Origin of the sequence: Anabaena azotica FACHB-119 (assembly GCF_014697625.1) — a bacterium.
GTDB classification, from domain to species: Bacteria; Cyanobacteriota; Cyanobacteriia; order Cyanobacteriales; family Nostocaceae; genus Trichormus; species Trichormus azoticus_A.
In genome coordinates, this window is the sequence record NZ_JACJSG010000009.1 from 114,850 (window position 1) to 137,715 (window position 22,866).

The 22,866-nt window shown below is 41.3% G+C and carries 23 protein-coding genes, 1 tRNA gene and 1 pseudogene; 15 read left to right on the forward strand and 10 right to left on the reverse strand.

Translation table 11 applies throughout. The annotated features are described in order from the left end of the window. The first annotated feature begins 382 nt into the window (after positions 1–382). The 5 genes from H6G83_RS08520 to H6G83_RS08540 all read left to right on the forward strand — a co-directional run bounded on the left by H6G83_RS08520 (position 383) and on the right by H6G83_RS08540 (position 3,569). Complete coding sequence (locus H6G83_RS08520) at positions 383–1,108, forward strand: hypothetical protein (RefSeq protein WP_190469906.1); 726 nt, start codon at positions 383–385, stop codon at positions 1,106–1,108. Between the two features lie 32 nt (positions 1,109–1,140). Next, a tRNA-Ser gene (locus tag H6G83_RS08525) sits at positions 1,141–1,211 on the forward strand. Positions 1,212–1,414: 203 nt separating this feature from the next. Then, on the forward strand, positions 1,415–1,795 hold the full coding sequence (rplL, locus tag H6G83_RS08530) for a 50S ribosomal protein L7/L12 (protein WP_190469909.1): 381 nt from the start codon (positions 1,415–1,417) through the stop codon (positions 1,793–1,795). Between the two features lie 79 nt (positions 1,796–1,874). Beyond that, entirely contained in the window at positions 1,875–2,021 is a 147-nt protein-coding gene (locus tag H6G83_RS08535; protein ID WP_190469912.1) for a hypothetical protein, read from the forward strand. Between the two features lie 114 nt (positions 2,022–2,135). Beyond that, positions 2,136–3,569, forward strand: a complete 1,434-nt coding sequence (locus tag H6G83_RS08540) for a vWA domain-containing protein (protein ID WP_190469915.1) — start codon at positions 2,136–2,138, stop codon at positions 3,567–3,569. Positions 3,570–3,728: 159 nt separating this feature from the next. Here H6G83_RS08540 and H6G83_RS08545 read toward each other — a convergent pair whose 3' ends face one another. Then, on the reverse strand, positions 3,729–4,187 hold the full coding sequence (locus H6G83_RS08545) for a hypothetical protein (RefSeq protein ID WP_242044493.1): 459 nt from the start codon (positions 4,185–4,187) through the stop codon (positions 3,729–3,731). 603 nt (positions 4,188–4,790) lie between these two features. On the opposite strand from H6G83_RS08545, the gene H6G83_RS08550 reads away from it, so the two are divergent. Together H6G83_RS08550 and H6G83_RS08555 are read left to right on the forward strand one after the other, a co-directional pair. Then, positions 4,791–5,621: a hypothetical protein gene (locus tag H6G83_RS08550; RefSeq protein ID WP_190470115.1), complete on the forward strand. Its 831-nt coding sequence runs from the start codon at positions 4,791–4,793 to the stop codon at positions 5,619–5,621. A gap of 330 nt (positions 5,622–5,951) precedes the next feature. Beyond that, the gene (locus tag H6G83_RS08555; RefSeq protein ID WP_190469917.1) at positions 5,952–6,587 is read left to right on the forward strand and encodes a ThiF family adenylyltransferase; all 636 of its coding nucleotides are present in this window, start codon (positions 5,952–5,954) and stop codon (positions 6,585–6,587) included. 463 nt (positions 6,588–7,050) lie between these two features. Here the strand turns inward: H6G83_RS08555 and H6G83_RS08560 are convergent, their stop codons facing one another. Continuing rightward, positions 7,051–7,506 carry a hypothetical protein gene (locus H6G83_RS08560; protein ID WP_190469920.1) on the reverse strand — a complete coding sequence of 152 codons (456 nt, stop codon included), beginning with the start codon at positions 7,504–7,506 and terminating at the stop codon, positions 7,051–7,053. A gap of 43 nt (positions 7,507–7,549) precedes the next feature. Between H6G83_RS08560 and H6G83_RS08565 the strand changes: the two genes are divergently transcribed. Further along, positions 7,550–8,530: a magnesium transporter CorA family protein gene (locus tag H6G83_RS08565; RefSeq protein ID WP_190469923.1), complete on the forward strand. Its 981-nt coding sequence runs from the start codon at positions 7,550–7,552 to the stop codon at positions 8,528–8,530. Positions 8,531–8,572: 42 nt separating this feature from the next. Here H6G83_RS08565 and H6G83_RS08570 read toward each other — a convergent pair whose 3' ends face one another. Beyond that, on the reverse strand, positions 8,573–9,280 hold the full coding sequence (locus H6G83_RS08570) for a TIGR04283 family arsenosugar biosynthesis glycosyltransferase (RefSeq protein ID WP_190470118.1): 708 nt from the start codon (positions 9,278–9,280) through the stop codon (positions 8,573–8,575). 299 nt (positions 9,281–9,579) lie between these two features. Here H6G83_RS08570 and H6G83_RS08575 point away from each other — a divergent pair, with 299 nt between their 5' ends. Continuing rightward, positions 9,580–11,127 (forward strand): flavin-containing monooxygenase, encoded by a 1,548-nt coding sequence (locus H6G83_RS08575; RefSeq protein WP_190469926.1) that lies wholly within the window; start codon positions 9,580–9,582, stop codon positions 11,125–11,127. Between the two features lie 408 nt (positions 11,128–11,535). On the opposite strand, the gene H6G83_RS08580 is transcribed toward H6G83_RS08575, so the two are convergent. From H6G83_RS08580 to H6G83_RS08590, 3 genes and pseudogenes are all read right to left on the reverse strand, one after another. Further along, positions 11,536–11,865 (reverse strand): hypothetical protein, encoded by a 330-nt coding sequence (locus H6G83_RS08580; RefSeq protein WP_242044494.1) that lies wholly within the window; start codon positions 11,863–11,865, stop codon positions 11,536–11,538. Between the two features lie 235 nt (positions 11,866–12,100). Then, the gene (locus H6G83_RS08585) at positions 12,101–12,412 is read right to left on the reverse strand and encodes a hypothetical protein (protein WP_190469928.1); all 312 of its coding nucleotides are present in this window, start codon (positions 12,410–12,412) and stop codon (positions 12,101–12,103) included. A 261-nt stretch (positions 12,413–12,673) separates the two neighbouring features. After that, positions 12,674–12,874, reverse strand: a pseudogene (locus H6G83_RS08590) (RNA-guided endonuclease TnpB family protein); the annotation flags it as partial. A 99-nt stretch (positions 12,875–12,973) separates the two neighbouring features. On the opposite strand from H6G83_RS08590, the gene H6G83_RS08595 reads away from it, so the two are divergent. From H6G83_RS08595 to H6G83_RS35235, 3 genes are all read left to right on the forward strand, one after another. After that, the gene (locus H6G83_RS08595; RefSeq protein WP_242044495.1) at positions 12,974–13,330 is read left to right on the forward strand and encodes an NTPase (NACHT family); all 357 of its coding nucleotides are present in this window, start codon (positions 12,974–12,976) and stop codon (positions 13,328–13,330) included. A 270-nt stretch (positions 13,331–13,600) separates the two neighbouring features. Continuing rightward, positions 13,601–14,401 carry an NACHT domain-containing protein gene (locus tag H6G83_RS35230; RefSeq protein ID WP_242044496.1) on the forward strand — a complete coding sequence of 267 codons (801 nt, stop codon included), beginning with the start codon at positions 13,601–13,603 and terminating at the stop codon, positions 14,399–14,401. Continuing rightward, on the forward strand, positions 14,391–15,005 hold the full coding sequence (locus H6G83_RS35235) for a metallophosphoesterase family protein (RefSeq protein ID WP_242044498.1): 615 nt from the start codon (positions 14,391–14,393) through the stop codon (positions 15,003–15,005). The genes H6G83_RS35230 and H6G83_RS35235 overlap by 11 nt, the downstream gene beginning before the upstream one ends. Positions 15,006–15,149: 144 nt before the next feature. On the opposite strand, the gene H6G83_RS08605 is transcribed toward H6G83_RS35235, so the two are convergent. After that, positions 15,150–16,715 carry a phytoene desaturase family protein gene (locus H6G83_RS08605; RefSeq protein ID WP_190469930.1) on the reverse strand — a complete coding sequence of 522 codons (1,566 nt, stop codon included), beginning with the start codon at positions 16,713–16,715 and terminating at the stop codon, positions 15,150–15,152. A gap of 1,528 nt (positions 16,716–18,243) precedes the next feature. Here H6G83_RS08605 and H6G83_RS08610 point away from each other — a divergent pair. After that, complete coding sequence (locus tag H6G83_RS08610; RefSeq protein WP_190469934.1) at positions 18,244–18,630, forward strand: hypothetical protein; 387 nt, start codon at positions 18,244–18,246, stop codon at positions 18,628–18,630. A gap of 348 nt (positions 18,631–18,978) precedes the next feature. On the opposite strand, the gene ilvN is transcribed toward H6G83_RS08610, so the two are convergent. Then, entirely contained in the window at positions 18,979–19,500 is a 522-nt protein-coding gene (gene ilvN / locus H6G83_RS08615) for an acetolactate synthase small subunit (protein ID WP_190469936.1), read from the reverse strand. 565 nt (positions 19,501–20,065) lie between these two features. Here ilvN and H6G83_RS08620 point away from each other — a divergent pair. Then, positions 20,066–20,425, forward strand: a complete 360-nt coding sequence (locus H6G83_RS08620; protein ID WP_190469940.1) for a BON domain-containing protein — start codon at positions 20,066–20,068, stop codon at positions 20,423–20,425. Positions 20,426–20,435: 10 nt separating this feature from the next. Here the strand turns inward: H6G83_RS08620 and H6G83_RS08625 are convergent, their stop codons facing one another. Together H6G83_RS08625 and H6G83_RS08630 are read right to left on the reverse strand one after the other, a co-directional pair. Then, positions 20,436–21,365 (reverse strand): alpha/beta fold hydrolase, encoded by a 930-nt coding sequence (locus H6G83_RS08625; protein WP_190469944.1) that lies wholly within the window; start codon positions 21,363–21,365, stop codon positions 20,436–20,438. A 66-nt stretch (positions 21,366–21,431) separates the two neighbouring features. Continuing rightward, entirely contained in the window at positions 21,432–21,728 is a 297-nt protein-coding gene (locus H6G83_RS08630; protein ID WP_190469947.1) for a hypothetical protein, read from the reverse strand. 126 nt (positions 21,729–21,854) lie between these two features. On the opposite strand from H6G83_RS08630, the gene H6G83_RS08635 reads away from it, so the two are divergent. Next, the gene (locus H6G83_RS08635; RefSeq protein WP_190469950.1) at positions 21,855–22,826 is read left to right on the forward strand and encodes a YegS/Rv2252/BmrU family lipid kinase; all 972 of its coding nucleotides are present in this window, start codon (positions 21,855–21,857) and stop codon (positions 22,824–22,826) included. Positions 22,827–22,866: the final 40 nt, after the last annotated feature.

The following is a 22,866-nucleotide window of genomic DNA, read 5'->3' on the forward strand; positions in this document are numbered from 1 at the left end:
GGTAAGAGCGGCCGTAGTTGTAAAAAGCGTCTTCGACTTGCACGGAATTATTTAAGATTCAAAGCCAAAACTCTGAGAATATCTAACTTTCTTAATTATGAATTAATTTGATTCCGCGCCCTAATTTGTAAAGCCTACACACCATCCAGCAATGGATTACAGGTTCGATTCCTGTCGCTTCCGCTAATGGGAGCGTCGCCTAATTGGTAAGGCAATTGTGAAAAATGCTTTGCTAACTTGTGCGGAATCACTATTAATTAAATTGTATTTAATCATAACATTAATTCCCATTATTAACATATAGAGGTGAGTTCAATGATGTCCGTTCATTCATGTTTAAAAACAACTCAATTGGTACATCAATATTTAGATAACTTGAGGTATGAGCGAACATCGTTTGAGCGAAATAGTGATTGAACGTCCTCGTCATGGGATGAGAATTAGCCTCAAAAAGTATAAAGGTTTTAAAAAGCAGTTAGATAAACTTACTGAAGTAGCCAGCCAAGATGGATTATTAAGTCCTTACTTAATTAAACCGAGAAATAAATCAAAATATCTTGCGGATCATCTTGGGCCTTTGCGTCGATTTTTGCGTTCAAAAGTTGGGCAGTCTTGGAATGATATTTACAGTGAACTGTGCCAACGACTAAAGACTAACACAATGGCAGGACAGCACGTTATCGGTCATGTGTGGGATTTTGTAGAAAGGTATGTGGAAATAGTTGATGGTAAAGTTTATAGCAAAGCTTACCAAAGGTGTAGAACTCGGTTAGATACAAGTTACCGCGATCGCTTTTATATTCATCCTGAAACTGGAATTCTTTGTGCAGTCGAGAAAGCACCTCGAAAGCGCAAACCAAAGCAAGAGCCAACCGATATTCTCATCGTTGATGATTATCATCAGTACCACAAACTAAACGAAATTTGGTATTTGATTACCTTTGAAAATTTTCCCCCACCACCAACCGATTATGTAACTGATGTTCTCAGAGGTTTAATTCACCGTTCCATCGCCACTTATAGAGGCCGTAAAATTTACGCTGCTACTAAACAGCAGTGCAGTAAAAAAGAGATTCGATTTATTTTGAATCAACTTTCTCAAAAATAAAGCTTCCACCTCGTGTCCTAACCGAAAAAGCTTACATACTAGCCGAATTGGAACAGGCACTTGACTTGAGATCAAGCGATTACGGGTTCAAATCCCGTGTGTGAATCAACAGCTTTTTCAACTCGCACGAGGTGATTTATTTCGCTTCATAATTACAACAAATTTCATCTGAGTGAGGTGCAAAAGGGCGGGCAAGATGCCCACCCCACAATAATTTTACCATTTATATCTGTACCTCATTTACCTGTAACTGGCTGTAAGTAGGGCGCTGCACTGCCCACCAATGCCAACTCATTAGAGGTTGCCATGTCTTTAAAAACTCTAGAAATTTTAGAACAAATCAAAGCGTTAACTGCTGATGAAACTTCTGCTTTAGTAAAACAGATTGAAGCAACCTTCAATGTTGATAGTTCTATACCTAAACTGATTCGCATTGACAAGCCAGAGCTAGATGAAAATCAACCTCAAATTCAAACAGAGTTTGATGTATTGTTAGTATCGGTTCCAGCAGACAAAAAGATTGCTTTACTCAAAGTGATTCGGACAATAACTGGACTAGGACTCAAAGAAGCAAAAGACTTTGTAGACTCCCTTCCTCAAGTAGTCCAGACACAACTAAATCAAGAAGCAGCCCAAACACTCAAGCAGCAGTTAGAAGCAGCAGGAGCCGTCGTGACTCTTGAGTAGGGAGTAGGGAGTGGGGGGAGATGAGGGAGTGGGGAAAGAGGGGGGAGATGGGGAAGAGTTTTTATATACCTGATCTGCTTTGTTTAGCTCATCTCCCTCATCTCCCTCATCTCCCTCATCTCCCTCATCCCCCTCATCTCCCTCATCCCCCTCATCTCCCTCATCTCCCTCATCCCCCTCATCTCCCTCATCCCCAATGGCAGTTGTTGCCGCGCCCTCATCATAGAAGCCTACATAACTCTGCCCAAGTTACACCAATGCTTCTACAACTTGCGCGGTGACTTTATCACCCCGCGTGCAACATCTGCCTCCTCATTCATCACCACTAGAGGAGGTTCTTATGAACACCGCAGAACGTGACTTGCGTCTAGAAATGCTCAATAGTTTGCTGACAACTCCTCACCGCAAACTTGAGCAAGTGGCAGAAATTCACAAGTTAATTATTGAATTAGACCCGCTTTTCTACGGACATCTAGCAGTTTGGTATCAAAATCATGGCGATGTGCGCGACCACAAGGAAGTATTTGTAGCACATCTGTTAACTAGCAATTTAACCCAACACAGAGATGCTGGCTTTGTGATGCTGCAAGAGTTTCCACCTTATCAGGTGGCTCGGATAGTAGACTTTATGAAGCAGCAGCAAAATAAAATGCCTCGTTCCGCGAGAACTGCGGTGCGTCGCTACTTGAAGACAAGGGAAAGTAATCCTGCTTTATTTGATCGGGCGGCGCTACGGGGTCGAAATGCCATGAAGCACTTGTATGCTTCACTGCATATTAAACCCAATGAACGGGCGAATGCAATTCTATTCCGGGATACTCCTCCAGAGGGTTCTTTGGCTTATGTGCTGAAGCAACTCGCTAAGGCAGAAACTGCTGTAGAACAAGCAAGGCTAATTGTAGAGTACAAAATTCCCTATGCGATCGCCATTGGTGCAATCAAGCAACTTACACCAGTTACGTTAGTGGCGTTAATCAACAGCATGACTCCCCAGGAAGTTATCAATAACCTCAAGTCCCTGCAAACTAGAGGTGCAATGGATAACCCAGAAGTCAAAAAGCTGATTGATGCCAAGCTGGAGGAAGCCTCTAAGAGTGGACGTGTTGCTGCATTTAAAGCACAAATTGCCGCCGATACCGCAGATTTCGACGCAGACACCGTAGCTCGACTGGAAAAAGTCACCAACGAGCAGGTAAAGCGACGGGGGACAATTTCTCGCCCAACTGCTTTATTTGTGGACAAGTCCGGCTCAATGGAGAGTGCGATCGCGATTGGTAAACGCCTAGCTGCACTCATCTCTGGTATCACTCAGGCAGAACTGTATGTTTACGCCTTCGATACCATTCCTTACCCAGTTATAGCCAACGGCAAGGAGTTAACAGACTGGGAGCGTGCTTTTCAACACATTAATGCGGGTAGTAGTACCAGTATCGGCTGTGCATTGGAAGCAATGCGCCGGAAGAAACAGGTAGTTGACCAAATTATTCTAGTGACTGATGAAGGTGAAAATGCTACACCTTATTTCAGTGAAGTCTACAAGAACTATTGCCGAGAATTGGGAGTAATGCCCAATGTGGTAATTGTTCGTGTAGGTACTTCTTACAACTGGGTAGAAAGTCAATTAAAGCAGCAACAAGCGCCTGTAGAAACTTTCACCTTCGCCGGTGACTACTACAGCTTGCCGAATTTAGTACCTCTGTTGACACGTCCCTCTCGTCTAGATTTGCTGATGGAAATCATGGAGATTCCCTTGCCTGTGCGGGAGGATAAGTAAGGTTACAAAATAGCACTGTTCATTACATCAATTTGTGAACAGTGCTATTGTAATTTTGCTAGGGTGTTTCAATGTTTAACAATTTCTAATAATTAAATAAAAAATCCCTATCTCTTGTAGATGGGGATTATTAATTAACTAAAAATTAGATATAAATAATTAGTTGGAATAACCACTAATATATCGAATTACATTTTCAGATTGTACAACTTTACCATTCTTGAAAATATCTAAACTTGCACCAGTGACAATATACTCATATTGTCCATTCTTAGCGACATATCCTGTGCCTTCTTCCGTATATGTTGGCAGAGAATAAATACCTTTACCATCCCGCTTAGAAATACCTGTATAAAATAGTTTTCCCTGTCTATCGCAAATGTGAATAAGAAAATTCCGCGTTTCAACTTGTGCTGATAACCTTCCTCCTCCCGCATATTTAGGACAAGTTCTTGCTTGGGCTATAGTTTTATTATTTACTACAGAATTTACATTAACAGTTAATTCTGAAGCACTAGCACTATTAAAAATACTAGCAAATGATAAAGCTGTTCCAGTTGTAGCTAAAATTAATAACAAATACTTCATTTGTTTGTTAGGATAAATGTTTATATTCAATCTACTAATCTTATAGGTTTATACTCACTGGTCGGTTGAGCTTAACTCAAAATTAATAGAATTGAATCTATACTTATCTACTCATCGGTTATGTGGTTTTCCCGATTTTCTATTGAATATTGACTGAAAAAATAGTTTGAGTAGATTTGGAAAATATTGTAGTATCTTGTATTATATAAATATCCTGCGTGTCCCAACTCGTGAGAGCCTACATACTAGTACGAGAGGAAAAGTAACACTGTCAATACAGTGGGCTTGTGTGAACGGGGAGTGCGAAGAAGCTGGAAAGTAGGCTTAAAAGTAGCCATCTTTGAAAGAGTGTGTAACAACTCACCAGTGGAGTCCCTCTAGTAACTGAGAACAAGCAATGCTCCACAAACTTACACGCAGGATTAGGGACTGGGGACTGGGGATTGGGTATTGGGTATTTTTTCTCGCTTGCTTGTATGTGTGAGCTTTTCGTATTTTAATTCAGCAAAGCTAAATATTCTTCCATCTGATAGCATTTCACAAAAAATATGATAAAGATGCAAACACTAAAACCTATGCTACCTCTCACTTTCTTAATTTTGAATTTTGAATTTTGAATTGGAGCAAAGCGACTTGACTAACATCCATAAGCTAATCAATCAAATTGCTGATGCACAAGCACAGTTGTATGCAGCTAAATTTATCGCGCCTTGTGTTAAGGGTGGGCGAGTTCGCACAAGGGTAGCTGGGATGATTTACACCTTCACGCCAAAGCCTAGCAAATTTGCAGGTTGGGGTGTTTTTCAGCCTATGGATGAGAAAACTGCAAAAGTTGTGGAGGAAGCAGACTTACCTCAAATCGCTGAATACTTACAACACTTTCCCCAAATCAGACTGCGGTTAGCACATCAACTACAGGGACAAACTTGGTTAGCATATCCCATCAACGAAGCTGATATACGTCAACGGTTGCAGGTAGTTAAGCCAGTGGCCATCCATCTAGTAACTGAAGGTATCATCTTTGACCAAATCATCGCCCGATGGAATGGACAATCTTGTTGGTTTGAAGAAGTCGATCGCCGGGCTGATCCGGCTATTGTAGAAACACTGCAATCTGCTGTGAAACATCTGATTCCGGTGGAAGAATTGCAATTCAAAGGTATGACTCCAGAAATCCGCACAGTCTACGAATTAACCACTGGGCGTATTCAGGACTTCAATCAACCCCAACAGGATGAAAAGCGGCTGAGAAAAGCCTTGCAGATGGGCGGGGGCGAATTAAAGCAATTTCACGATCGCGGTGATTATTGGACAGTCGATTGGACAACCTCAGACGGTGTTCGCCATAGTAGTGCGATCGCTAAATCTGACTTGACTGTGATCAGTTCCGGTATTTGCTTAAGCGGATATGACCGCGACTTTGACTTGCAATCTTTGGTAGGTGTTATAGAACAGCAATACTAGTTTATCACTTAAACAATTATCATATCTTGGGGGTTGGTAATTAGTAATAGTAAAAAACAATTCAATTACTTATTCGCTATTACCTATTACCGACTAAATCAATCATACTGTAAGTATTTTGTAGGGTGGGCATTGCCCACCATATCATGGTTTTGGTGGGCAATGCCCACCCTACTAATTTACAGCGCAGTTCATCTGAGTGAAGTACACTTAGGGCGGGCAAGATGCCCACCCCACAATAGTTTTACCATTTATATCTGTACCTAATTTACGTGCAACTTGCTGTAATATGTCATATTCTGATTCAGCAACGCCTAATTACGAATTATTATGACTATTTTTTTCCATGAACAGCTTTACCGTAGTCATCCTGTGATGGCAAAGTTGAAAGATTATCCTATTACAATTTGTGGGGCTGGAGCATTAGGAGCTAACATAGCTGAGAATTTGGCTCGGTCTGGTTTTGAGAAGTTGACGATAATCGATCGCGATCGCATTGAGGAGCGTAACCTTTCTACTCAACCATACTACCGTTCTGATGTGGGAGCATTCAAAGCGAAAATTTTAGCTAATAATTTATATCGAGCAATTGGTATTAAAGTAGAAGCCAAGACTAAGGAATTAACACCAACAAATACAACTCAACTACTCAAAGATAGCCAGCTAATTGTCGATGTCTTCGATAATAGTGTGGCACGTCAGGCTGTGAAAGATTATGCACAGGAATTTAGCGTTCCTTGTGTTCATGCTGGACTAGCGGCTGATTATGCAGAAGTAATTTGGAATGACTCTTATCGCGTACCTTCCGATGTGAATGATGATGTTTGTGATTATCCCCTAGCGCGGAACCTCGTAATGTTAACTGTGGCTGTAACTTGTGAAGCGATCGTTTCACAAGTTACAACAACACAACAGCGTAACTTTACAATCACTTTGAAGGATTTAACTGTTCAATCTCATATATAATTTGTTGCGAAAAACAGAATTTAAGCGACTAACGTACCCTTAAACTCAACGATTGACGCTACGCGAACGCTGTCGCATTGGTCGGGAGACTGTCGTCAACTCACGCGCAATTCATGAGGACACTTGCGTGGGCGGCTCTGCCGACTTGAGCAAAGTGTCCGTCTCATCACCTCCCTTCCCTACGGGACGCTACGCGAACGGGTAGGTGAGAGGCTTCTTGCTGTTTAAGCTAACAATCAGCAACAAAAAATTATGTTGCATTTGTGAATTATCTGTTTATTTAGCCAAAATACATCTATGAGTAGAGGTATTTATTGTTATGGACAGGTTAAGGTGCTTAGTAGCAAAAGTAGCTTTAGCATTGGGTTACTGCCGAAATAGAGCTATCAAGTCCTTAACATCGTCACAGATGGCAGCATCCACCAAGCAATGCCTATCTTCACTAATCTCATACACCCAGTAACTAGAGTCTACCAGGACTTACGCATCGAAGTTTTCTGTTGAGGCAGGGTGTAAGGGTTTTAGGACGACATTGCAGAGATTTCTTTACCCTCAATACTAAAACAGTCCGCTTAATACGATTCCAGTCTTGAACTGATTCCGCATTACCATGTAGTTTTGGAATATTCCAATGGCTGTCTACCTCAAAGAGTTTAGCATCGCTATGTTGTGCCAAAATCTCTTGTACTCTGGTATAGTTTAATGCTGCTTGCTCGTAGTAAATTTCTTTAATTGACAGCAACCGACCAAGGGACTTCCAATTAAAAAAATATACTATCACTGTGATGGCAAGGGGGCAGGGGGAAAGACAGTTGCTTTGAGGCAGATAAATTGCATAGTTTATTTTCTGGAAGTCCCTAACCTCATCTGCTTGATGTGTAGAGCGTGGTTCGCCAGACTGAAGAATTCTCCGAGTCATGAATGCTTTATTAATAATTAAAATACTAAATCAAAATCGATATATGCTAATGCTTTTAACATTTTCTCAGAATCATCTAGAATTATTCTCAAGTAAAGATGTTGATACTGTACTGGAAAAAATTGATGGTTCTCATAATATCTGGTTGCGCTGCATTCAGTTCCGCGATCGCACGGGAACTGCCAAAATAATTAACCACTTTCAACTCAACCCATCTCGGATTGATATGATTTTCAACCGTTCCCTTACAGGAATTGATGAAGATATGGAAGATTGCTTATTTGATGGCTATGAAATTCTCACTCATCAAATAAAAAATCAAGAGTTTCAGGTAGCGTATGGTAGTATTCTCTTAGGTAGCAATTTTATTATTACTTTTGAAATTAAAGAAATCAAAGTCTTAACTATACTACTCAGTAATATTCACAAGCAAACCATAGATATTCAAGGATGGGGCGTTGATTATATTTTATATTTAATCTTGAAAAATATTTTAAACAATTACCACAGTGTATTTGATTATATTTCCAGACAACTTGATGATTTAGAAGATGAAGTTTTAGCTAGTTCTGGTGATGAAACAACTTACCATAAAATTGCCGCCATGAGGCAATCCACTCGCTCTGGACGGCGTAATTTCCAAAATATTCGGTCACTTCTAGCTTTGATGAATTATGAAGATTTCCAATGGATTAGTCAGCCAGTAAAAGTATTATTCAACCAAGAATTAGTTCATCAAGTTGATAATCTCTGGCAAGAATATCAAGCTTTGAGAGTTTGGATGTCAGAATTAATGGAAATTCAACGCGATAACATTGCTAGTAAAACCAGTGAACGAATTAATCGTTTAACTATCCTTTCCAGTATATTTTTACCACTCACTTTTATTACAGGTTTCTATGGCATGAACTTTAAACATATGCCAGAGCTAGAACAACCTTGGGCTTATCCGGCTGTGATTGTCATCATCATATTAATTGTAATTGGGAGTATTGGCTTCGCTAAAAAACAGCGCTGGTTATAGGGGAAAATCGCAATTAGTAGGGTGGGGAGTGCAGCGCCAAGCTTACCGCAAAAATTTACCGTGAGAATACCAAATACGAAGTTGCGCGGGTGTGATACCGAGTAAATAACCAATAATCACAACTTGATTAATCATAGTAGTTTTGAAAACTCCCTTTTGCAACCATCTCCGGGCTGAAGTTATTACTGGTACAGAGAGGATGATAATTTTTCCCATAGGTTTTAAGCGCCGCATGAGTTCAAAATCTTCCATGATAGGTAATTCAGGAAAACCGCCGACTTGCTGAAATATCGCCTTAGTCATAAAAATTGCTTGATCACCATAAGGCATTTGTAAAAAGCGCGATCGCCAATATACTCCCTTTTCTACCAAACGCAAACTCGCCCCTTCAGCATTGATCCGCAAAGCAAACGCGCCGGCTATTACCCCAGGCTGCTGTAATGCTGTAAGCATCATCTCATCAAACCCAACAGGTAACTGTGTGTCTGCGTGGAGAAATAACAGAATCTCGCCAGTCGCTAACCCCACACCTGCGTTCATTTGCACCGCACGCCCTGGAGATGATGAAATCACTTTTACACCCAAAGATTGAGCGATCGCTACCGTATCATCTTGTGAGCCACCATCGACAACAACCACTTCTACATTCTGACTAGGTTGAGTAGTGGCGATCGTTTGTTTAATGTTTCCTGCTTCGTTCAGCGCTGGGATAATAATAGAAATTTTCTTACCTTGAATATTGTCTCCCATCATTACCCTTTTCCATAATTTATTCAGCTTGGGTCATTACACAAAATACCTACACCCCTACACTTTACATTGGCGATCGCTCTTTTTCTGCCTCTGGGAGAGCTTTTTGAGTTGCTCGTCAGCCATAATTCTCACAGAGTCTTTCGCTGGGATGCAGTATTAAGCTTACAGGGAGCCGAGGTGAGATTTTTCTCATACAGGTAAGGTAGCGTTAGACAACTGCTAGGACAAAATATTTAATTTAGTGTAAAGTACTATTTACTACTAAACTTCTGTACAGTATTTTCACTTAGAAAATTATGAAATTTCAAAAAATCTGCGTGATAGGGGCTGGGATTAGTGGCTTAGTAACGGCAAAAACTTTTCTCGAAGATGGCTATAATGTCACCATCTTCGAGAAAAAACAAGGATTAGGCGGCGTATGGGAAAAATCCCGGACTTACCCAGGATTAGGTAGCCAAAGTACCAGTGATACTTACTGTTTTTCTGACTATCCCATGCCTAAATCTTATCCAGATTGGCCTTCAGCAGAGGAAATTAGAAATTACTTGACATCTTACGCCAAGCATTTTCATGTAATTGATAAAATTCGTTTTCAAACAGAAGTTATTCATGTTTCTCAAAAATCAGGAACAGATCCAAAATGGGTAGTAACAGTCAAATATACAAATGCAAATGATAGACAAACACAGGAAGAAAGTTACGAATTTGACTTTATATTCGTGTGCAATGGTGTTTTTAGTCAGCCTAATTTACCTTCCTTTGTTGATCAGGAAAAATTTACATCATCTGGAGGTTTAGTTTTACATTCCACTGAGATGAACGACCCCTCAATTATTGCAGGTAAGCGGGTTATTGTCGTAGGTTTTGGTAAATCTGCCTGTGATATCGCTAATCTAGCAGCGAAAACAGCCAAAGAATGTACTCTAGTCTTCCGCCAAGCTATTTGGCAAGTACCAAGATATCTTTTGGGTTTGATAAACATCAAACATATTTTATTCACTCGATTCTCAGAAGCTTTCTTTATCTACAGGGAAATGGGAAAATTTGAAACAATTCTGCATACTATTGGCAAGCCTCTGGTTTGGTGTTTCTGGCGGATTATAGAGAAATTAATCAGCCTACAATTAGGTCTTGATGCTTGTGGGATAAAACCTGAACATCACATAGAACGGCGCGAATGTGGGTTGATGCTATCACCGCCAGGTTTTATTCAACATATACATAGCGGGAAAATCAAACCCATCAAGTCAAGCATAGCCAAGTTTGTTCCTGGTGGTTTGGAGTTAGTAAACGGTGAAAAAATACCAGCAGATGTAGTGATTTTTGGTACGGGTTTTCGTCAAAATGTATCGTTTTTAGAAGAGAAATACCGTCGAGTATTAGTAGATAAAGAGGAAAACTTTCAGTTATATCGTCATTTAATTCACCCAGAAATTCCCCAAATGGGTTTTGTTGGGTATAACAGTAGTTTCTACAGTCAATTAACTTCAGAGGTTGGTGCTTGGTGGTTATTAGACCATGTTAACGGCATCATTTCATTACCATCAAAGCAGAAAATGTATCAAGACATTGCTGCTGAATTGGATTGGATGAAATCTCGCTTTTCCAAGGTTGTAGTTGGGGGTAGTTGTATTGGTACTTTTTCTTTGCATTATGTCGAACAATTGCTAAAAGATATGGACACAAATCATCAGCTTGTAATTTGGAAAAATATTAACCAAATTTTGTCAGTTGTTGATATATCTATGTACCAAAAACTGCGCCAGGAATTAAAGTTAAGTCGTTTCTCTACGAGACGCTACGCGAACGCTCCAATTCAAAATTCAAAATTACAATCCCCATAAATAAATTTAGGGGCTTGTATCCTTTTCGTCTTCGCTCAATAAGAAGGGGGTAGGGAAGACGCATTGGTGGGGGTACAAGCCCCTCTTCAGGGCAGGTTTTTAATAAAGTAATGAGTCAGAACTGTAAAATCCCCGAAATTATCAGAGTTTCATCTACCCCTACACCCTAAAACCAGTATTTTGGGGTCGAAGTGTCAAAAACCTGCCCTTGAAAGAGTCCCCAGTTCCCAGTCCCCTACTTCCAAATAATAGGCGCGATCGCAGCTATAAGTAAAAGAAAGGCAATCTCTAAAACGTAGCTCATAAAGACACTGCGATTTAATAGACCATCCCAAAGGTAGCCTTTACGCTTGGGGTTGGTGTTGCGTTTGTGGGTTTGCGACCAACTGGTATATATACTAGGGGCTTTTAACTGATATGTATTGGTAAGAATAAACTCGATTTGGTTAACGCGGGGATAGAAACCACGCTGAAAGTGTTTCCACTGACTTTCGAGAACCCAGAAAATAGAGGGATGGTGCAACCGATGAGAGCGATCGCACTAGCATTCGTTTTTTGCTGTAACATCAATGCTAAAACACCACCAGTCCCAGTAATTCCTATTGCTTTGATTACCCAAATCTGCTTGTTATAGTCCTCGATAGTATTTTGCAGAAAGAAATATTCCTGCTTGAGTAAGTCTAATTCAAAATCGCTGAGGGGTTGGGGTTGAGATTCACTCGGTAATGGGTTAGACATGGGTGATGCCAGAGTTCACTGAGATGAAGTTAGCATAATTTTTAATCCGTAATTCGTAATTCGTAAATAGAAAGCTGCAAAGGTTAGCGCTGTAGAGACGTTGCATGCAACGTCTCTACATTTTTTATTTGGTGCAACTTCATAGAGAATTGGGATGACGAGGAAAAAATACTCGTTGACGAGGTTCTGATACTTGCCGACGAGTTAGTTTTGTAAGTGTAGAGAGGATTTATAGTCATTTGGGGCTAACTGATACTTTATTTTGCGCTGTAGAGACGTTGCATGCAACGTCTCTACATTTTTTATTTGGTGCAACTTCATAGAGAATTGAGATGACGAGGAAAAAATACTCGTTGACGAGGTTCTGATACTCAACGACGAGGAAAAAATACTCGTTGACGAGGTTCTGATACTCAACGACGAGGAAAAAATACTCGTTGACGAGGTTCTGATACTCAACGACGAAGAAAAAATACTCGTTGACGAGGTTCTGATACTCAACGACGAGGAAAAAATACTCGTTGACGAGGTTCTGATACTCGTTCACGGAAATTTCACCTCAAATAACTCAGCAGTAGGGTGCGTCAGTACAAAAAACCTTAACTATATCAAGAAAATACTTATGCTGACGCACCCTATTAACAGTCAACTTAGATAATTTATTTTTTGGTGTTCCCTAACTTTGTAGTATCAGGCAGCAGGGTGCGTCAGTACAAAAAACTCTAATTATATTAAGAAGATACTCATGCTGACGCACCCTACTAATTAACTCAAATAACTCAGTTACAATTTAAATCAGTAAGTTAAACTATTTCGTGACGTATTCCACACACTCCCCTTTCAGGGTGAGTGTGGGCTTCTCAATGACTCCTAATCCGGACATTAATTGAGCTTTAAGACCGTGCGTCCCACGGTTCTTTATGTTTATAGCAGCATTTAAATCCCGGCAAATAATTGTGTGGCAAACAGAACAATTATGTATTCTCTGGGATAGCGGCTTTTTAACTTTCTAAAATACAAGTGGCTTAAAAATCAGCCACAGTAAACAAACCTTGCCCTTCCCCTTTGCCTCTATCTTCACAATTAGCTTGCCACCATTCTACACAGTATGACTGACTGGAATTACTACCTTGAATCGCTCGGCAATCATTACGCGCAACGGGGTAAAGCGTACACGCTGACTGATGTAGTAGGACAGCAGCGAGTTGAGCAGAAGCAGTCACCCCTACTGTTAAATTTTATGGTGCAGACGGTACAATCTGCCAAGGAAGAAAGGAGCGCAGACGAGGGGAAAATTGAACGCTTAGATGTCTTGACAGGGTTGCGGAAGTATGCAAAAGAACAGGTCTTGCTAGTTGGGCGACCTGGTTCCGGGAAATCGACAGCGTTAGTGCGGTTGTTGCTAGAGGAAGCGGAGAAACCCCTCCCCCAACCCCCTCTTAAGGGCAGGTTTTTCATAAAGTAATCAGTGAGGACTATAAGATTCAGTAAATTATCAGACTTTCATCTACCCCTACACCCCTACACCCTTATACCCCTACACCCTAAAATCAGTGTTTTTGGGTCGAAGTGTAAAAAACCTGCCCTTGAAAGCCCCCAACCCCTCCCCGAAGCGAAGAGGGGAGCATCTCCCCCTTCCCTGCCTTCGGCACGCTACGCGAATGTAGGGAAGGGGGTAGGAGGGTTAGGTCAAATCCCCGTGCTAGTAGAGTTGCGCTATTACCAAACTTCAATCTTGGACTTAATTCGGGATTTCTTAAAACGCCATCGCCTACTACTAGACTCTGCAACCATAGAAAAACTACTGAATAACGGGCAATTTTTACTGTTAATAGACGGGATCAACGAATTACCCTCAGAAGCAGCGCGGCGAGATTTGTATAAATTCCGGCAAGACCACCAAAAAACCACGCCGATGATATTCACCACAAGAGATATAGGCGTGGGTGGTGATTTGGGCATTACTAAGAAGTTGGAAATGCAACCCCTGACCGCAGAACAGATGCAGCAGTTTGTCCGCGCCTATTTACCACAACAGGGTGAGCAGATGTTGCAGAACTTAGGCGACAGGTTGCGGGAGTTTGGCGAAACGCCCTTATTGCTGTTAATGCTGTGTTCATTGTTTGCACAGACAGGAGACATCCCGCCAAACTTGGGTTTAGTGTTTCGCCAATTTACCCAAAGCTATGAGCGTCAACTGCGCCAGGATATTCCAGTTACAGATGAGTCTCGGCGGTGGTGGTTCTCGTTATTAAAACATTTAGCATTCCACATGACCAAAGGGGACAAGCTGACAGATTTGAATGTCGCCATACCCAGGTCAGAAGCAGAGGAAGTTTTAACCCAGTTTTTGCAAGCCGAGCAATTTGATCGACCCCGTGACAGAGCATTACAATGGCTGCAAGATTTACTCAACCATCACTTAATTCAAATGGGTGCAAATGAGCAAATTGAATTTCGCCACCAACTAATTCAGGAATATTACACCGCAGAATGTTTGCTCCAGCAGTTATCAAACCTGAGTGATGAAAGTTGAACACTTCCGCAACTTCTACCAAACCATCAAAAACCAAACCTATCCCCTAGACTATGACCAACAATACACCCTAGACCATTTCCCCAACCAAGACCTACTCATACTAGGGTTAAACTCGGCTTGGCAATTGGATCATCATTATAAATCCCGTGCTGGCATTAACATGAATGCACTCAGCAACGCCCTCACAGAAATTCGCCGCAACCAAGAATATAAAAACTGCCTGAAAATAGCAGTATGGCATCATCCCCTCGATAGCGCCTGGGAAGACCGCATCAAAGACCAAAGTTTCATCGAACAGTTAACCGTCGCAGGTTTCCGCCTCTTCCTCCACGGACACGTCCACCAAGCCCAAAAAGGCTTTAATGAATACGACGCAGAACGGGGACTGTTTCGCATCTGTGCGGGAACCTTCGGCGCACCTACCCACGAACTCGTCACCGCCGAACCTTGGCAATATCACCTACTGAAATTGGCAGATAACAGCCTCACCGTCCGCAGCCGCAAACGCAAAACAGAAAGCGGCGCATGGGAAGCGGATAATTGTTGGCGACAAGGTAAAGGTAAATCTTCTGCCGACTCTTACACAATTACTTGGGAATAAATCTGATTTTTCACGTTATGTGGAAAAGCTGATATCAGACCTAACCCCCCAGCCCCCTTCCCTACAAGGGAAGGGGGAGAAATCAAAGCCTCTCTCCTTGTAGGAGAGAGGTTTGGAGAGAGGTCTTCCAGATGCCGTGAAAACTCAGCACCGCACCCCCACCAACCGTTGAGATGCAGTCGTTTTCCGCCGCACAGTCTCCCCAGTCAACAACTCGACAACATCCATCCCATTCCCAATGACACCGGGAACGCTGGGATAGCCAGCACTTGCACCCACCAAAAACAAGTTAGGTAATTCTGTGGTGTATCCTAAACGATTTAACCCGACTTGACTGGGGACTAATTTCGCACCATATATATTCCCCTGGGGTTGTCCTAGATAATATTCACTAGTGGTAGGTGTGCCGTAAACTTTCATCCTGGCGTAATTATCAACATCGGGAACTATATCCCGCACGGTGTTCATAATTTGCTGGTAAACTTCCCGCTTTTTGGCTTTATAGGCGGCGGAGTCATGTTGATGCAGTTGGGCGAAAGGTTCGTAAGGACAAACTGTGGCAATTTCTAATATATGATGTCCGCTTGGGGCTATTCCTGGTTGATCTGATTTCATCGTCGGACAAGATAGGAAAATCCACGGGTTGCTAAAGTCGCCTTGTAATTGTTGTTGATATTCTCTATTTAAGTCTCCGGTGGGATAATACCAAAGATTCCAGTTACCAATACCGTAACGTTCGGGTTCAAAGCGGTCATCTAAACCTAAGTAAATATTAAACACACTGGCTGAATATTTATAACTAGTTAGCCGTCGCCGTTCTTTGGGGCTGATGGCTTCCCCATCGTGCATTAACTCTACCGTTAATTTGGGGTCGAGGTCGCTGATATAAGCTTTGGTAGCCCGGTAGATTTTACCATCGGCAATTACAGTATGTACTCTGCCACGACTGACTTGAATATGGTTAACTGTCGTAGCATAGGCGATGACACCACCACCAGAGGTAATTGTCTCGACAATAGTATCAACCAAGTGCTTAAAGTGATGTTGGGGATAATAAGCACCTTCCGAGTAGTCCCAAACTAGGGAAGTGTGGGTGAGTAGGGCTATTTCTGCGGGTGGGAGTGCGTAGTCGCCGCTTTGTCCTGCTAGTATGGCTTGGAGTTTGGGCGATAACCCGACATAGTTGTACAAATCTTGCAGTGTCCAATTGCGCTTTTTAAACAGATTAAAATACTTGGGTAACTTTAACCAGTCAGTCAACTTTTGGTCATACCAGCGAATTTCCCTGCCTAAATTGCGGATTTCTTGATGGAGTTGCTGAATTTCGTTACAGTAGCGGTTAATGGCATTGCTTTCTTCTGAGAAATTAGCAAGTAGGCGATCGCGCAATCTTTCCCATCCCAAAGGTATCCTAAAATCTGCTACTGGTGTAATAACCCGGTCTATGCAGTCTGGGTCAAGACTATTAAAGGGGACATCTTGTTCAATATAGTTGAGAAATTGGGCTATGACCTGACCAGAACCACATTGAGAAATATAATGCACATCCGCACAAAAACTATATTCCCCGTAATCAAAAGTATGGCAACAACCACCGGGTAAATAATGTTTCTCTAAAACTGCTACATTATGTCCTTGCTTGGTTAAACAAGCAGCCGTGGCTAAACCACCTAAACCCGCTCCGAGAATTACATAATCAAAGATTTCCATCTTCCCCTCCCCTGAAATCTTGATTGCTCTTGATTTCACTGATGTTATTTATCTTTTAGGCTTTTTCTTATGCGTATGCTGTTTTTGCAATTTTCACAAATAGCGTTGAGAAACCGGAATAATTCTAAATAGCAGGGTCAGGTTTTTATTTTGTCTACTGGGTCTTAATCAATTGGAAGTCAAATCATCTCACTCTTAATCCCAATAGCGCCCATTTTTAAACTTGAGCATCGCACAATTATAAAAAGGCTATTATACTGTTAATATCTAGCCTACTTTTTCAGTCAATTCCTTATTTTGCTGATATTAAGCACTATTAAATCAGAAAAACTCTACCTTTTGGCTGACATCAGGAATATTTTTATTTTACAGTAGGGGACAGGGAACAGGGGACAGGGGACAGGGTTAAAAGTCTTTGAAAGTAAAGGTTTGAAGATTGAATGATGTCCTAATCTATAAGGCGACTGCTATACATCAATAAGCTGTAGCAAATTATGTAATAACAATTCCGGTTAATTACTTATAAGCTGATTTATTTGCACAGTAATTTCTAACATTTAACTGGTAATTTTTTCTACCATTCCCAGCCATCATAATCTGATAAATAATATGACAGATAAGATGTAATCCTATCAAGTTCATCAAGTTAAACATAGCGTTTAACTTACCTATTAACTGTCTGGTGGAATGTTCACCTAGCCTGACTCCAAACCCGCAATTGTTAACTTTGATTTTCCCATGAGAGTGGCGATCGCTATATTTTCATCCCACCCAGCAATAGCATAACCAAACTAACATAATGTATAAATTGCCTTTGTTCTGTGTGCTTCTGTCTGAAAAAGTTCAGATGCTTGCACTTATAAAGCCTCTCTTCCAGACGCTACCGCGAACGGCTTCAACTTTTCGCTGACCCTCCGTGGTTAATTAATGCAACATTTTAGCTCCACCACCCCAAGGGATGTGTTACACCAAGAATAACACCCTGTTCATTACTACAAAACCCCTAGTAGGTCAATAACCTTTTATAACGAGGCTAAAAAAGATAAATAAGTGTTCTAAATCACAGACGAGTTATGTTTAAACTAAAATCTAAGAAAAAATCAAAATATATCCTTTCTATCTATAAAACGCAAATAATATCGAACACAAAGATAATATTTATTTAATGTAAAGTATAAAAAATATTTTCTCCTATATTTTATGAGAAAAATCTATTAACTAGATAAATCTTTAAAATATACCTTTGGATATACTTACCATCAATATAAGCAAAACTATTGACAGAGATAGAGAAACCTTTATTTTGTTAAACATATAATTGAGGCATTAAAGGATTTTATTCTATAAATCATCTAGATACCTATGCTAATTCTGCCTATAATAGGAAAGAATAAAAAACTATTTCCTTTAAATTAGACCACGATTATTAATACCAAAGCCGTAGACTTAGGCAGCAATAAATATTTTGTTATTCAAAGTATGATTTTTTTAACAAACAAATTACTATAAATTAGCAAAGGTCAAGAATATGTTATCTGAGGTAAGAAATCAAAATAAAATCATAGCCAGGAGTAATGATAACCAAATTACTCACACTGAAAGTCAGCAAAGAACAACCCCAACAAATGGGGTAAATCTTCCTGATATAGCCATATCATTAACCCCTTTAGGATTAGTTTTTAGCTGGGTAATATTTTTTATAGCTTTACGAAAAGTTCGTTCAATTATAGAAAATAAAATGGTTTTTACAGTTAAAACTTCACATCAGTTACCCTGTAAAAACTGTCAATTTTATTCTCATAACCATTATTTAAAATGTGCTGTAGAGCCTTGTATTGTCATGACTGAAGAAGCTAAGAATTGCTCTGAATACTTACCGAAAAAAGACAAGTTTGATTCTAAGCATCTTTTTTAGAAGCTAGATGCTAATTTAGATCACTAATATAACTCAGTACTTACGCAACTGGCACTTAGGGTAGGTGCGTCAGATGTGGAAAATCCTTGAATTTGTACGAAATTATTGGGTCTGACGCACCCTACAGTTACTAGATGCTAATTTAGATCACTAAAATAACTTTAAATAAAAACCATTCCCAAAGGCAATCCCTGATATAAATACATGGGTAATACCGTTTCTTGATGAAGATGCACTTTATTCTGCGCTGTAGAGACGTTGCATGCAACGTCTCTACATTGTTTATTCGGCGAACTTCATGGAGAATTGGTATAAGGACGTACAGATGTACGCCCTTACTGCTAAACATTAAGAAACCTTGGCTTCTAAAGATTTAAGTAACTCAGTATTGACACCAGATTCACGAGTTAGGGCAATTTTACCAGTGCGGGCGATTTCCCTAATACCAAACTTTTGCAGCACTTGGACGATCGCCACCATCTTACCAGGGTCGCCGACCACTTCCAAAGTCAAAGAATCTTCCGCCACATCAACTACTCGCGCTCGGAAAATTTGCGCTAGTTCGACGACTTCTGAGCGGTTGGAACTCGTCGCGTTCACCTTCAGGAGCATCAATTCACGCTCCACGCAGGGTGTTTCTGTTATATCCTGTACCTTGAGGACGTTGACCAGCTTGTATAGTTGCTTGGTGAGTTGTTCAATCACGCGATCGTCACCAGGTACAACCATAGTAATGCGGGAAACTCCGCCCTCTTCCCCCGAACCAACAGCCAGGCTTTCTATATTAAAGCCACGACGAGCAAATAAACTAGCAATGCGGGACAGAACTCCCGCTTCATCTTCTACCAGAACTGAAAGAGTATGTTTCATCTTTGCCAACACAGGCTCAGACAGCATCTAACTAACGCCAATATTAGCTAACTGCCATCCTACACGTACTGCTTACTAGGTGAATAAATTATAAGTCTTATACCTCATTTTAAACTCAATGCCTGCAATGCTCAAATGTTTTCTGAAAAATTGGGGATTGGGGAGATGAGGGAGATGTAGCTTGCTTCCCGTTCGCGTAGCGTCCCGTAGGGAAGGGTGGGAGATGAGGGAGGAACCCACCCCTAACCCCTCCAAGGAGGGGAATAGGGAGATGAGGGAGATGAGCAGGGTGGTTTCATATAATCAGAGAAAAAAGACTAATGTGTTTCAAAGCCTCTCCCCCCGTGGGGGAGAGGTTTGGAGAGGGGGCAAAATCTCTGCTACAACACCTGTCACCTGTCACCTGATAACTGATAACTGATAACTGATAACTGACACACAGTGCAAATCAATCTAAAAGCAGAAGCCATTTAGAAGGAATATCTTTTGCACGACAGATGTGGAATATTTGTCAAACTTTTATCTTAAAAATTATAGTAAACCTCAAATCAGGAGAACCGCATTTATGGGTTGGTTAAAAAGACTTTTTGGCATGGAAAAGCCTCAAAATGCTCAAGTAAATCCCGCTCCTCAAGTAGCACAAGCCCCCGCAAATGCACCTACAGCCACCCAATCAATTCCCCCAGAACGTTTAGGGTTGAATGGAGAATATGACCAAAGCGGTTTAGCCAAGCGGGTGGCGTTGGCGTTTGACCAAGACCAGCAACTGGATGATGTCGATACTCTTTGGGTGGCTCAAACTGGTAGCACTGTAGTTTTAAAAGGCAAAGTTCCTAGCCAAGATATTCTTAATAAAATGGTTTCCGTAGCCCGGTCTGTAAGTGGTGCTACAAATGTTGATACCAATCAAGTAACTATCGGTTAGACAATTTTCATCATTTTTGGGAGATGACTAATTGGGAATCTCCCAAGGATTTTTCCATCCAATCCAAAATGGCTTGATTTACTTGTTCTGGACATTCATCATGAGGACAATGCCCCACATCCTCTAGATTGAGCAATTGTAACTTTTCGTTATATTGAGCGAATTGGTTAGCTAGGATGGGTGGAACGAATCTATCTTTTTGTCCCCAAATTAACAGCATGGGAATTGTTAACTTTGGTAATAAAGCCTTGACGCTAGGACTAAAGTTAACTGCGATCGCAGCTTTAAACAAGGCGCTAAAAGCACGGGCTGATCCCCTATCTTGGGGCGGCCCGGCGAGAATATCTATCAGTTCATCGGTGATAGCTGCGGGGTTAGCGTAAGCAAGACCAGCCCAAAGACGCAGGACACTGGGACGGCGAACAAAATAGAACACAGGCTTTAACAATATTGGAGATGCGACGATATTCTTGATTGTTATGACTAGAGGTCGCAAGAAAGGCGGAATCATCTCCTGTTCTAACGATGGGTCTGGTAAACTCATCATCACAATGCCCTTAACCATCTCAGGATGAGCCGAAGCCGCCGCCAAAGAAATCAAAGAACCATTGGAATTTCCTATCAATACCACTGGTTGACGGATAAAAGTCCGCCAAAAATCGTAAACTTGCTCTACCCAAAGCTCAATGCTGTAATTTGCTGGGGCTTTCTGTGAACCACCAAAACCCAGCATATCCAAGGCATAAACTGTATGAGATTCACCCAAAACCTCTAAATTATGTCGCCAATGCCCGATAGAAGCACCAAACCCATGCAGTAATATCAGAGGGGTTTTATGTTGCTCGTCTCGGCTAGCGCGAATGTAAGTGTAACGAGTCCGCCAACCCCGCCAAACCCAATCCCGTTGATTACCAACCCGTTCCTGCCAATGTACCGTCAAGTCGCTTTGCTCCAATTTAAAATTTACGCATTACGATGTGAGCCGATTTTTAGTGATTCTTCCATCTTAGTCTAGGGATTTAGGGGCTGGGGGAGATGAGGGAGATGAGGGAGTGGGGGGAGATGAGGGAGATGAGGGAGATGAGGGAGATGAGGGAGATGAGGGAGTGGGGGGAGATGAGGAAGCAGGGGAGCAGGGGAGAATAACAACTGATAACTGATAACTGATAACTGATAACTGATAACTGACAACTGATAACTGATAACTGATAACTGATAACTGATAACTGATAACTGATAACTGATAACTGATAACTGATAACTGACAACTGATAACTGATAACTGATAACTGATAACTGACAACTGATAACTGTCCTATACCTACCACCAGATAGAAGCGATAATTTACCAAAAATGGTAGGAATAGTTTGGTGCTTTAGCCAACAGTTACACTGAGTGAAGCACCATCGCAACTGATATTCGATATATATGAATCGTTCCGCTTGCCTTATTTTTAATCCAGTTGCTGGTCAGGGGAATCCAGAAGCAGATTTAGCAGAAATTCGGGCTATTCTAGAGCCAGAATTGGATCTGGATATTTACCAGACAACAGAAGAAGTCGGTGCAGACCAATTAGCGCGGGAAGCTGTAGAACGGGGTGTGGAAGCTATTATCGCCTCTGGGGGAGACGGGACATTATCGGCGGCGGCTGTGGCTGTGATAGGGACTGATATTCCATTGGGGGTGATTTCACGCGGTACGGCTAACGCTTTTGCCACGGCTTTGGGAATCCCTGATACAATTGAGTCGGCTTGTCAGACAATTTTGCAAGGTGTCACTCATAATGTAGATGTTGCTTATTGCAATGACTTGCCCATGATACTGTTGACAGCTGTAGGTTTTGAGGCGGAAACTGTTGAAAGGGCAGACAGGGAAGCAAAAAAACGCTTTGGAATTTTGGCGTATATCCTGGCAGGCGTTCAAGAATTACGAGAGTTGGAAAGTTTTGATGTAGAAATCGAAACGCCAGACAAAATTATTAAAACCACTGCGGCGGCGGTAACTGTGGCTAATGCTGCGCCTGCGACTTCTGTTTTGGCTCAGGGGCCAGCCGGCATTGTTTATGATGATGGATTGCTAGATTTAACCATCGTAGCACCTAATAGCAAAGCTGGTGCGATCGCTGCTACATATCATCTATTCCAAACAGCCTCTGCTAAAAGCGCCGCCGAACGCGATGATATCGGTTATCTGCGAGCCAATCAATTTAAAATCACCACAGACCCACCACAAAAAGTTGCTATAGATGGTGAGGTAGTAGGTACAACTCCAGTTGAAATTAAATGTCTACCATCAGCCTTAAAGGTTTTTGTCCCCTCAGTCCCAGAAGTGGAACCAGTAGAAAAATTAGACGGACTACCAAATTTGGTAATTGAACTCAAGGAACCAACAGAAGAATAGTCCATAGTCCATAGTTCATAGTCCATAGTCAATAGTCAAT

What these genes read in the sequence shown, in the direction of transcription:
- H6G83_RS08520 (WP_190469906.1), top strand. Translation starts at nt 383, where the DNA reads ATGAGCGAACATCGTTTGAGCGAAATAGTGATTGAACGTCCTCGTCAT.
- rplL (WP_190469909.1), top strand. Translation starts at nt 1,415, where the DNA reads ATGTCTTTAAAAACTCTAGAAATTTTAGAACAAATCAAAGCGTTAACT.
- H6G83_RS08540 (WP_190469915.1), top strand. Translation starts at nt 2,136, where the DNA reads ATGAACACCGCAGAACGTGACTTGCGTCTAGAAATGCTCAATAGTTTG.
- H6G83_RS08555 (WP_190469917.1), top strand. Translation starts at nt 5,952, where the DNA reads ATGACTATTTTTTTCCATGAACAGCTTTACCGTAGTCATCCTGTGATG.
- H6G83_RS08560 (WP_190469920.1), bottom strand. Translation starts at nt 7,506, where the DNA reads ATGACTCGGAGAATTCTTCAGTCTGGCGAACCACGCTCTACACATCAA.
- H6G83_RS08565 (WP_190469923.1), top strand. Translation starts at nt 7,550, where the DNA reads ATGCTAATGCTTTTAACATTTTCTCAGAATCATCTAGAATTATTCTCA.
- H6G83_RS08570 (WP_190470118.1), bottom strand. Translation starts at nt 9,280, where the DNA reads ATGGGAGACAATATTCAAGGTAAGAAAATTTCTATTATTATCCCAGCG.
- H6G83_RS08575 (WP_190469926.1), top strand. Translation starts at nt 9,580, where the DNA reads ATGAAATTTCAAAAAATCTGCGTGATAGGGGCTGGGATTAGTGGCTTA.
- H6G83_RS08580 (WP_242044494.1), bottom strand. Translation starts at nt 11,865, where the DNA reads ATGTCTAACCCATTACCGAGTGAATCTCAACCCCAACCCCTCAGCGAT.
- H6G83_RS08595 (WP_242044495.1), top strand. Translation starts at nt 12,974, where the DNA reads ATGACTGACTGGAATTACTACCTTGAATCGCTCGGCAATCATTACGCG.
- H6G83_RS35235 (WP_242044498.1), top strand. Translation starts at nt 14,391, where the DNA reads ATGAAAGTTGAACACTTCCGCAACTTCTACCAAACCATCAAAAACCAA.
- H6G83_RS08605 (WP_190469930.1), bottom strand. Translation starts at nt 16,715, where the DNA reads ATGGAAATCTTTGATTATGTAATTCTCGGAGCGGGTTTAGGTGGTTTA.
- H6G83_RS08610 (WP_190469934.1), top strand. Translation starts at nt 18,244, where the DNA reads ATGTTATCTGAGGTAAGAAATCAAAATAAAATCATAGCCAGGAGTAAT.
- ilvN (WP_190469936.1), bottom strand. Translation starts at nt 19,500, where the DNA reads ATGAAACATACTCTTTCAGTTCTGGTAGAAGATGAAGCGGGAGTTCTG.
- H6G83_RS08620 (WP_190469940.1), top strand. Translation starts at nt 20,066, where the DNA reads ATGGGTTGGTTAAAAAGACTTTTTGGCATGGAAAAGCCTCAAAATGCT.
- H6G83_RS08635 (WP_190469950.1), top strand. Translation starts at nt 21,855, where the DNA reads ATGAATCGTTCCGCTTGCCTTATTTTTAATCCAGTTGCTGGTCAGGGG.